The sequence below is a fragment of the Zemynaea arenosa genome, assembly GCF_004614185.1.
GTDB classification, from domain to species: domain Bacteria; phylum Pseudomonadota; class Gammaproteobacteria; order Burkholderiales; family Burkholderiaceae_D; genus Telluria; species Telluria arenosa.
This window is the reverse complement of the sequence record NZ_SPVF01000163.1, coordinates 1-9,937: the sequence shown is the minus strand read 5'-3', so window position 1 is coordinate 9,937 and position 9,937 is coordinate 1. Positions and strand designations below refer to the sequence as shown.

At 64.7% G+C, this 9,937-nt stretch carries 11 protein-coding genes and 1 pseudogene; all 12 read left to right on the top strand.

What is annotated here, in order from left to right:
- A partial coding sequence (locus E4L96_RS13355) for a PEGA domain-containing protein (RefSeq protein WP_181017614.1) occupies positions 1–324 on the top strand: 324 nt, incomplete at its 5' end.
- A gap of 11 nt (positions 325–335) precedes the next feature.
- Complete coding sequence (locus E4L96_RS13350) at positions 336–725, top strand: TssQ family T6SS-associated lipoprotein (protein ID WP_135207721.1); 390 nt, start codon at positions 336–338, stop codon at positions 723–725.
- A gap of 100 nt (positions 726–825) precedes the next feature.
- Positions 826–1,215 (top strand): Mth938-like domain-containing protein, encoded by a 390-nt coding sequence (locus E4L96_RS13345; RefSeq protein ID WP_135207720.1) that lies wholly within the window; start codon positions 826–828, stop codon positions 1,213–1,215.
- Positions 1,215–2,870 (top strand): glycosyltransferase family 39 protein, encoded by a 1,656-nt coding sequence (locus E4L96_RS13340; protein ID WP_135207719.1) that lies wholly within the window; start codon positions 1,215–1,217, stop codon positions 2,868–2,870. Before E4L96_RS13345 ends, E4L96_RS13340 begins: the two co-directional genes overlap by 1 nt.
- A 10-nt stretch (positions 2,871–2,880) precedes the next feature.
- Positions 2,881–3,252 carry an EamA family transporter gene (locus E4L96_RS13335; RefSeq protein ID WP_135207718.1) on the top strand — a complete coding sequence of 124 codons (372 nt, stop codon included), beginning with the start codon at positions 2,881–2,883 and terminating at the stop codon, positions 3,250–3,252.
- 650 nt (positions 3,253–3,902) lie between these two features.
- Positions 3,903–5,039, top strand: a complete 1,137-nt coding sequence (locus E4L96_RS13330; RefSeq protein WP_135207717.1) for a DegT/DnrJ/EryC1/StrS family aminotransferase — start codon at positions 3,903–3,905, stop codon at positions 5,037–5,039.
- 11 nt (positions 5,040–5,050) lie between these two features.
- Complete coding sequence (locus E4L96_RS13325) at positions 5,051–6,058, top strand: glycosyltransferase (RefSeq protein WP_135207716.1); 1,008 nt, start codon at positions 5,051–5,053, stop codon at positions 6,056–6,058.
- Entirely contained in the window at positions 6,058–6,990 is a 933-nt protein-coding gene (locus E4L96_RS13320) for a formyltransferase (protein WP_135207715.1), read from the top strand. Before E4L96_RS13325 ends, E4L96_RS13320 begins: the two co-directional genes overlap by 1 nt.
- Positions 6,991–7,013: 23 nt before the next feature.
- The gene (locus E4L96_RS13315; RefSeq protein WP_135207714.1) at positions 7,014–8,066 is read left to right on the top strand and encodes a bifunctional UDP-4-keto-pentose/UDP-xylose synthase; all 1,053 of its coding nucleotides are present in this window, start codon (positions 7,014–7,016) and stop codon (positions 8,064–8,066) included.
- A 12-nt stretch (positions 8,067–8,078) separates the two neighbouring features.
- On the top strand, positions 8,079–9,044 hold the full coding sequence (locus tag E4L96_RS13310) for a polysaccharide deacetylase family protein (protein WP_229414453.1): 966 nt from the start codon (positions 8,079–8,081) through the stop codon (positions 9,042–9,044).
- 10 nt (positions 9,045–9,054) lie between these two features.
- Positions 9,055–9,525, top strand: a complete 471-nt coding sequence (locus E4L96_RS13305) for a peroxiredoxin (protein ID WP_135207713.1) — start codon at positions 9,055–9,057, stop codon at positions 9,523–9,525.
- A 212-nt stretch (positions 9,526–9,737) separates the two neighbouring features.
- A pseudogene (locus E4L96_RS13300) lies at positions 9,738–9,937 on the top strand (PhoH family protein); the annotation flags it as partial.

The following is a 9,937-nucleotide window of genomic DNA, read 5'->3' as shown; positions in this document are numbered from 1 at the left end:
CAGCGGGACGGCAGCGGGTCCGGCGCACCCGCTGCGAAAGGCGGCGATGGCGTGAGCAAGGGAAGCGGGAACGCCGTCGCGAAGTCCGCGAGCAAACCGGTCGCGAAAACGGGACGCGTGAGCCTGGCGGTGCTGCCGTGGGGGAGCGTGACCGTGGATGGCGCCAGCAAGGGCGTAACGCCGCCGCTCAAGACTCTGAACCTCGCCCCGGGCCGCCATGAGATCAAGATCACCAACCCGGCCTACGCGCCGTACACCGCCACCGTCACCGTCGACGAAGGCAAGACTGTCACCGTGGCGCGCAATTTTGCGGCTCCGAACTAGCATCTGAACCCATGACGCCCCGCCGCACATCCATCCTCACCGCCGCGCTGGCCCTGCTGCTGGCCGCCTGCGGCAGCCTGCAGACGGCGCCGAAAGCCCCCGAGACCCCGGCCCGCAAAGAACTTGCCGCCGGCCTGGCCCTCTACAACAGCGGCGACTACCCGGGCGCCATCAAGCTGCTCAGCGGATCCCAGGAGATCTCCAAGGCCGACAAAGCCACCCAGCTGGAAGCCATCAAGTACACCGCCTTCAGCTACTGCCTGACCGGCAAACCCGTCCCCTGCCGCCAGCAATTCCAGAAAGCCCTGAAGCTCGACCCCAGCTTCGACCTCGCCCCGGGCGAGCAAGGCCACCCCATGTGGGCCCCGGTCTGGGAGAAGGCGAAGAAGCCCGGCCGCTGACCCCAGGCGAAAGCGCCGGAAGCCCGCTGCGCAGTCGCGCGCACGGGCCGTTTGTGGCATCCTAGCGGCCTTCACCGCCAGGTACAGCCACGAAGCGAACATGAAGCTCCACTCCAGCTCTCCCAATCAGCACTACCAGACCGTCACCGCCTACGACGACAAGGGCGTCGAGATCAACGCCCAGCGCCATGAACACAGCCTGATCGTGATGCCGGAAGTCCCGCCGCGGCCCTGGCCCGTGACGCGCTTCGAAGACCTCACCGCCGAACACTTCGCGCTCATCGAGCAGGACCAGCCGGACGTCGTCATCCTCGGCACCGGCGAGCGCCAGCGCTTCGTGCATCCGAAGCTGACCGCCGCCCTGGCTGCGCGCCGCGTCGGCGTAGAGAGCATGGACAGCCAGGCCGCCTGCCGCACCTACAACATCCTGATGCAGGAAGGCCGCAAGGTCACCCTGGCGCTGATCATCTCCCCGGCGGGCGCCGCCTGATGAACGACCTGCACGCCAACCGCCGCTTCCTGTGGGCGCTGTTCATCCTGTTCGCCCTCGTCTCCCTGTTCGTGCTGGACCTGCGCGCCCTGGTGCCGCCGGACGAAGGCCGCTATGCCGAGATGGCGCGCGAGATGTGGCGCACCGGCGACTGGGTCACCACGCGCCTGAACGGCATCAAGTACTTCGAAAAGCCGCCGCTGCAAACCTGGATGAACGCCGCCACCTTCGCGGCCTTTGGCCTGGGTGAATGGCAGGCGCGCCTCTGGACGGGCGCCTGCGGCATCCTTGGCGTGGTCCTGACGTGGTACGCGGGCCTCAAGGTCTTCAACAGCCGCGTGGGCCTGTACGGCGCGCTGGTGCTGGGTTCCTGTTTCTACTGGGCCGCCTGCGGCCAGATCGACTCGCTGGACATGAGCCTCTCGGGGATGATGACCATCGCCCTCATGGCCCTGCTGGTGGCCCAGCGCGACGACGCCACGCCCGCGGAGCGACGCAACTGGATGCTGGTGTGCTGGGCCGGCATGGCCCTGTCGATGCTGGCCAAGGGCTTGATCGGCCTGGTGCTGCCGGGGGGCGTGCTGGTGATCTACACGCTGGTGGCGCGCGATTGGAAGATCTGGACCCGTCTCCACCTGGGCAAAGGCCTGCTGCTGTTCTTCGCCATCGCCACGCCGTGGTTCGTGCTGGTCGGCCTGCGCAACCCGGAGCAGCCGCACTTCTTCTTCGTGCACGAGCACTTCGACCGCTTCCTGCTCAAGGAGCATCACCGCGAGGCGCCGTGGTACACCTTCTTCGTGCTGACCGCGATCGGCATGCTGCCCTGGCTCGGCGTACTGCCCCAGGCGATCCGGCGCGGCTGGCAGCGCGAGGACTCGGTGTTCCGTCCGCGCCTGATGCTGCTGGTGTGGTTCGCCTTCATCGTCCTGTTCTTCACCAAATCCAATTCCAAGCTGCCTGGCTACATCCTGCCGGTGTTCCCGGCGCTGGCCCTGCTCACCGCCAGCTACCTGGAAGACGGCACGCGCCGCAGCCGCATGCTGGCCGCGGGCATCCTGGCGCTGGTGGGTATCGGCCTGCTGGCCCTCGTGCCGTTCATCCCCAAGATGAAGCACAACCCGGGCGAACTGCCCCTGCTGGAGGCATTCGCGCCGTGGATCAGCGCCGCCGGCCTGCTGGCCCTCGTCGGCGGCCTGGCCTCGATGCTGTGGGCGCGGCAGCTGAAGCGCGACCTGTCCGTGCTGGCCCTGGCCATCGCGGGTTTCGGCGCCACCGAACTGGCGCTGGCGGGGTTTGCGCCGTATGGGGCGCAGCGCGCGGCGCTGGAATACGTCCCGGCGATCAAGGCGGAACTGGGGCCGCAGTCGCGCGTGTTCTCGGTCAAGGTGTACGAGCAGTCGCTGACCTACTACCTCGACCGCACGGTCACGCTGGTCGATTACTGGGACGAATTCACCTTCGGCCTGCAGCAGCAGCCGCAGCTCTCGATTCCGACGGTGGACGCGTGGGTGGCCGAGTGGACGCGCGATGCGCAGGCGGGCATCAAGGACGTCGCCGTCATCAACAACGAACTGGTGCCCACCCTGCAGAAGCAGGGCGTGCCGCTGCGGATCATCGGCGCGGACGGCCGCCGTACCATCGCGGTCAACAAATAAAAGAATACCTATGAACCTCGCCACCTTCGGTTTTATCATCAGCGGCGTGCTGCTGAACGCCTGCGCCCAGCTGCTGCTCAAGGCCGGGACCAATGCCATCGGCGCCATCCACCTGACCGCGGACAACTGGTTCCAGACCGGTCTTAAACTGGCCACCCAGCTGCCCATCCTGGGCGGACTGGCCTGTTACGCGATCTCGCTGGTGGTCTGGATCATCGGCCTGTCCCGCACTGACGTGACCATCGCTTACCCGATGCTCTCACTCGGCTACGTGGTCAGCGCCGTCGGTGCCTGGATGTTCCTGGGCGAGTCCGTGCCGCCGCTGCGCATTCTTGCCATCCTCGTCATCATCGTCGGCGTGGCCCTGCTCGCCCGTAGCTGATGGCGGAGCCCAGCCACCTTCCGGTACCGGGAACGCTTCGTCGACGGCCGAACGCACGGCATACGCTGTACCGACGGGTTGCGCACTCGGCCCGGCCGAAGGAAGGGGCTCTTCGGCCCTGAAGCGCTGCCGCCTGTTCCGCTGCCATGCAAGATAAAAGAGGAGCACGTGGTAGCACCACAGGCCCACAACTGCCGCAAACGCGGACAGCGTCCGGTTCCAATCGTCGAACCCGAAATCTACGATGGTGTGCCACAGCGCGAATGCGAACAGTAGCGCAAACGGGAAAGTGGGCACACTGGCCAGCAGCAGGACGCCGGTCTGCAGCCGGCGGCGTCCGAGCAGGCCGGGAACGTGCGCAATGGCGCTGGCCGCCAGGATGCCGCCGTTGACGGCGGACAGCCACATCGCCATCTCGTGCAGACCGGACGAATCGTTGTTCGCCCAAGCAAGCGGCGTCAGTCCCGCGAGCAGAATAAAGGCGGCGCGCCGCTGAGTGCTCCAATTTCCCATCTGGACTCCCAAGTGGAACTGGCAGCCATTCTAACATTGCACGTTGGCAAGATTGGCCATCCGGCCATGCCGCAGCTTAACGGTCAGCTAAGTGGCAATTTGTTAGAATACGCCGGTTTATTTCCACGGATAGCCCCATGAGCGCCTTGCCCTTCCTGCCGTTTTCGCGGCCGACCATTGATGAAGACACCATTGCCGCTGTCGGCGAGGTGCTGCGTTCGGGCTGGATCACGAGCGGCCCCAAGGTGCAGGCGTTCGAGGCACAGCTCTCGGACTACTTTGGCGGACGCCCGGTGCGCACCTTCAATTCCGGCACCTGCACCATGGAGATCGCCCTGCGCATCGCGGGCATCGGCCCGGGCGATGAAGTCATCACCACGCCGATCTCCTGGGTCGCCACCGCCAACGTGATCATCGAAGTCGGCGCCACCCCGGTGTTCGCGGACATCGATCCGGTCACCCGCAACATCGACCTCGACAAGGTGGAAGCGGCGATCACTCCGCGCACGAAGGCGATCATCCCGGTCTATCTGTCCGGCCTCCCGGTCGACATGGACCGCCTGTACGCCATCGCGAAAAAGCACAACTTGCGCGTGGTAGAGGATGCAGCCCAGGCCATGGGTTCGAAGTGGAACGGCCAGCGCATCGGCGCCTTCGGCGACTTCGTCTCCTTCAGCTTCCAGGCCAACAAGAACCTGACCACGGGCGAAGGCGGCTGCCTGGTCCTGAACAATGCGGACGAGGCCCGCCTCGCCGAGAAATACCGCCTGCAGGGCGTGACCCGCAGCGGCGTGGATGGCATCGATGTCGACGTTTTGGGCGGCAAGTACAACATGACCGACATCACCGCGGCTATCGGCCTCGGGCAGATGAAAACGATCGACAAGGTCAACGCGCACCGAGAGCAGCTGGCGCGCAAATACTTCGAATGTTTCGGCGACGAGTTCGAGGCGCAGACCGGCGCGCAGCTCCCGCAGCAGGCGTTCGGCAGCAGCAACTGGCACCTGTTCCAGATCATCCTCCCCGACCAAGGCGAAGGCACGCGCGCCAACTTCATGACGCGCCTGCAGAAGGAATTCAACATCGGCACCGGCTACCACTACGCGCCAATCCACCTGTTCACCATGTACCGCGCACGCGGCTTCAAGGAGGGCATGTTCCCGGTCTCCGAAAAGATCGGCCGCCTCACCGTGACCCTGCCGATGTTCTATGAAATGACGCTGGCCGACGTCGAGCGCGTGGTGGCCGCGGTCAAGCAGGTTCTCGCCAAATGACGGTCCTCGCGATGAAACCCGAAGTCTCGGTCGTCATCCCGGTCTACAACGAGCAGGCCGGCCTGCCCGCCCTGTTCGCGCGCCTGTATCCGGCGCTGGACGCGCTGCATATGCCGTACGAGATCATCTTCGTCAACGACGGCAGCCGCGATAACTCGGTCTCGATCCTCGCCGAGCAGTTCCGCGCCCGCCCGGACGTGACCCGCGTGGTCCTCTTCAACGGCAACTACGGCCAGCACATGGCGATCCTGGCGGGCTTCGAAGTCACGCGCGGCGAGATCATCGTGACCCTGGACGCGGACCTGCAAAACCCGCCCGAGGAAATCGGCAAGCTGGTGGCCAAGATGCGCGAGGGTTTCGACTACGTCGGCTCGATCCGCCGCAAGCGCCAGGATTCGGCCTGGCGCACCATCGCGTCCAAGGCCATGAACCGCCTGCGCGAGAACATCACCAACATCCGCATCACGGACCAGGGCAACATGCTGCGCGCCTACCACCGCAACGTGATCGACCTGGTGAACCAGTGCGGCGAAGTGAATACCTTCGTGCCCGCGCTGGCCTACAAGTTCGCGCGCAAGCCGACCGAGATCATCGTCGAGCACGAGGAACGCGCGGCCGGGGAATCCAAGTACTCGCTGTACTCGCTGATCCGCCTGAACTTCGACCTCGTCACCGGCTTCTCGCTGGTGCCGCTGCAGATGTTCTCCATGCTGGGCATCGGCATGTCCTTCCTGTCCGCGATCCTGGTGGTCGTGCTGGTCGCGCGCCGCCTGTTCCTGGGCGCGGAAGCGGAAGGCGTGTTCACGCTGTTTGCGATCACCTTCTTCTTTATGGGCGTGATCCTGTTCGGGATTGGTCTGCTCGGCGAGTACGTGGGCCGTATCTTCCAGCAGGTGCGCGCACGGCCGCGCTATGTGGTGCAGACCATCCTGCAGCAGCAGCCGGGCAAGGAGATCATCCTGCCGGAGGACGCGGATGCTGCAGGTGTCAGCCTCGAGAAGCGCACGGTGGGCCGTTGATGACGCAGCAGTCGCCGCAACCGCGCAAACGCGCCGTCGTCTTCGCCTATCACAACGTCGGCGTCCGCTGCCTCAAGGTGCTGCTGGCGGGCGGCGTGGATGTCGCGCTGGTCGTTACCCACGAAGACAGCGCCACCGAGAACATCTGGTTCGAGTCCGTCATCTCGGTTTGCAAGGCCGAGGGCATTCGCTACATCACGCCGGAGCACGCGAAAGGCGAGGACCTGCTGGCTGCGGTCAAGGCCGCGCAGCCGGACTTCATCTTCAGCTTCTACTACCGGCACATGCTGCCCGCGTCCCTGCTCGACGTGGCGCCAGCCTTCAACATGCATGGCTCGCTGCTGCCGCAGTACCGCGGCCGCGCGCCGGTCAATTGGGCGGTGCTGCACGGCGCCACCGAAACCGGCGCCACCCTGCATGAGATGACGGTGAAGCCGGATGCCGGTGCCATCGTCGCGCAGACCGCCGTGCCGATCCTGCCGGACGACACTTCGCACGAAGTCTTCGGCAAGGTCACCGTGGCGGCCGAGATCACGCTGTGGAAGGTGCTGCCCGCCCTGCTGGGCGGGACCGCGCCGCGCACCGTCAACGACCTGACGCAGGGCGGCTACTTCGGCGGCCGCAAGCCGGAAGATGGCCGCATCGACTGGTCCAAACCGGCCCAGGAGGTCTACAACCTGCACCGCGCCGTGGCCCCGCCCTACCCGGGCGCCTTCACGGAACAGAACGGCCGCACCTACGTTATCGAAAGGGCAAGACTGGCCGCGCAAGCGCCCGCCGGTTTGCCACCGGGACTGGCCGTGGTAGATAATGACATCTTTGGCGTTTGCGGCGATGGCCGCGCGCTGGCGATCCACAGCCTGCTGGCCGATGGTGTCGCGGTCACACCGGCGCAGTTGCGTGAACAACTGAACGCCCAACTGAACGCCTGAACGAATCTTCAAAAGAGAGAAACATGAAAAAAGTCCTCATCCTGGGTGTCAATGGTTTCATCGGCCACCACCTGTCCAAGCGCATCCTCGAAACGACCGACTGGCACGTCTACGGCATGGACATGCAGTCCGACCGTATCAGCGAGGTGCTGGGCAATGAGGCCTACAAGTCGCGCATGCACTTCTTCGAAGGCGACATCACCATCAACAAGGAGTGGGTCGAGTACCACGTCAAAAAGTGCGACGTGATCCTGCCGCTGGTGGCCATCGCTACCCCGTCGACCTACGTGAAACAGCCGCTGCGCGTGTTCGAACTGGACTTCGAAGCCAACCTGCCGATCGTGCGCTCGGCCGCCAAGTACGGCAAGCACCTGGTGTTCCCGTCGACCTCCGAAGTCTATGGCATGTGCCACGACGAAGAATTCGATCCGGAAAACTCGGAGCTGATCTGCGGCCCGATCAACAAGCCGCGCTGGATCTACTCCTGCGCCAAGCAGCTGATGGACCGCGTGATCTGGGGCTACGGCATGGAAGGCCTGAACTTCACCCTGTTCCGTCCCTTCAACTGGATCGGCGCCGGCCTGGATTCGATCCACACGCCAAAGGAAGGCTCTTCGCGCGTGGTGACCCAGTTCTTCGGCCACATCGTCCGCGGCGAGAACATCTCGCTGGTCGACGGCGGCTACCAGAAGCGTGCCTTCACCTACATCGATGACGGTATCGACGCCCTCATGCGCATCATCGACAACAAGGACGGCGCGGCCAGCGGCAAGATCTACAACATCGGCAACCCGTCCAACAACTACTCGATCCGCGAGCTGGCCGACATGATGCTCAAGCTGGCCGCCGAGTACCCGGAATACGCCGAAGGCGCCAAGCAGGTCAAGATCACCGAGACCACCTCGGGCGCCTACTACGGCCAGGGCTACCAGGACGTGCAGAACCGCGTGCCGAAGATCACCAACACCTGCGAAGAACTGGGCTGGAAGCCGACCACCACGATGGCCGACGCACTGCGTGGCATCTTCGACGCCTACCGCGGCCAGGTGTCGTCGGCCAAAGCCTTGATGGACTAACACGGATCACCTTTGACGGAATCAGACAGTACCAACGATGCGCCGCTGCTGACGCTCAAGATCGACGTCGACACCTACCGCGGCACCCGGGTGGGCGTGCCGAACCTGGTTCGCATGCTCAGCGCCCACCAGGCGCACGCCACCTTCCTGTTCTCGCTGGGCCCGGACCACACGGGATGGGCCCTGCGCCGCGCCTTCCGGCCGGGCTTCTTCAAGAAAGTCTCGCGCACCTCCGTGGTGGAGCACTACGGCTTCAAGACGCTGATGTACGGCGTGCTGCTGCCCGGCCCCAAGATCGCCAACAAGTGTGCGGACCAGATTCGCGCCGTCGGTGATGCCGGCTTCGATGTCGGTATTCATACCTGGGACCACGTGGTCTGGCAGGACAATGTGCGCAAGAAGAACCTGCACTGGACCATGAACACCATGCGCCGGGCGGAAGACCATTACCGCCGCATCTTCGGCATGCCGCCGCACACGCATGGCGCGGCGGGCTGGCAGATGAACGAATACGCCTTCATCGAGCACGACGCGGCCGGCTACATGTACGCCTCCGACGGCCGCGCGCTGCTGAACGAGGACGGCTCGCTCAAGCAGTCCAAGGCGGGGCCCTATCGCATCCAGGGCATGCGCCACATCCAGCTGCCGACCACCCTGCCGACGCTGGACGAGATCCTGGGCCGCGAGATCAACGGCCGCACCATCGATACCAAGAACGTGGCCGAGTTCCTGCTCGAACTGACCGCCAGGGACCGGCGCGATCACGTCTATACTTTGCACGCGGAGCTGGAAGGCCAGAAGCTGGCGCCCGTGTTCGAGGCGCTGCTGGCCGGCTGGAAGGCGCAGGGCTACCGCCTGGCCTCGATGGCGGACTACTATGAGAAAGTGAAGGATCAGCCGCTGCCCGAGTACCCGGTGCAGTGGGGCGAGGTGCCGGGCCGTTCGGGCCAGCTGATCGTGCTGGATACCCAACAATAAGGAGAACACCATGGCCGACGCACTCACCGCCCACGCTTTCGCCGACTTCGCGGCGCCGATGACCAGCGAGAAGACCTTCCAGCTGGCGGGCCGGCCGGCGAAGTACACGGTCCTCTACTTCTATCCCAAGGACAACACGCCCGGCTGCACCACGGAAAGCATCGCCTTCCGCGACCTGCATGACCAGTTTGTCGCCGCCGGTGCCGAGGTGTACGGCATCTCGCGCGATTCGCTGAAGTCGCACGAGAATTTCAAGAGCAAGCTGGGCCTGCCGTTCGAACTCATTTCCGACCCGGACGAGGCCGTGTGCACGCAGTTCGATGTCATGAAAATGAAGAACATGTACGGCAAGAAAGTCAGGGGGGTCGAGCGCAGTACGTTTCTCGTTGACGCTGAAGGCCGCTTGGTGAAAGAATGGAGGGGCGTCAAAGTTCCGAATCACGCCGAGGAAGTCCTGGAATTTGTCAAGAACCTGGCCTGACCTCCTCGGGGGACTCTGTTGATCAACCCTTTCTCCCAAGATTGCATCAGCTATTTTGAGTCGCACCGAAGCCCACAGTAGTCCGCTTCAACCCTGCTGCCCTGAGTGCAGCGCCTCAGCTCATTCCGCCGCTTTGAACTGTCCCCCTCGCCTGGCAGCCGCCACTGCGAGGGCCGCGGCGTTTATTCACTTTTCCCTAGCCTGAGGTCCTGATGCCATTGCCCAAAATGCCTTCCAAGCCAGCGACCATTCTGCTGGCCAAAGATTATGGTCCGGCCGAGCCCGCACAAGGCGTGACCGGCGTGCCGACCCTGGTGCCCGCGCCTGAAGACGCAGCGCCCGCGCGCGCGTCCGGCAAGGCCGCCGCCGCTGTCCAGACCACCACCACCGGCCGCAAGGCCAAGCTGGCCGC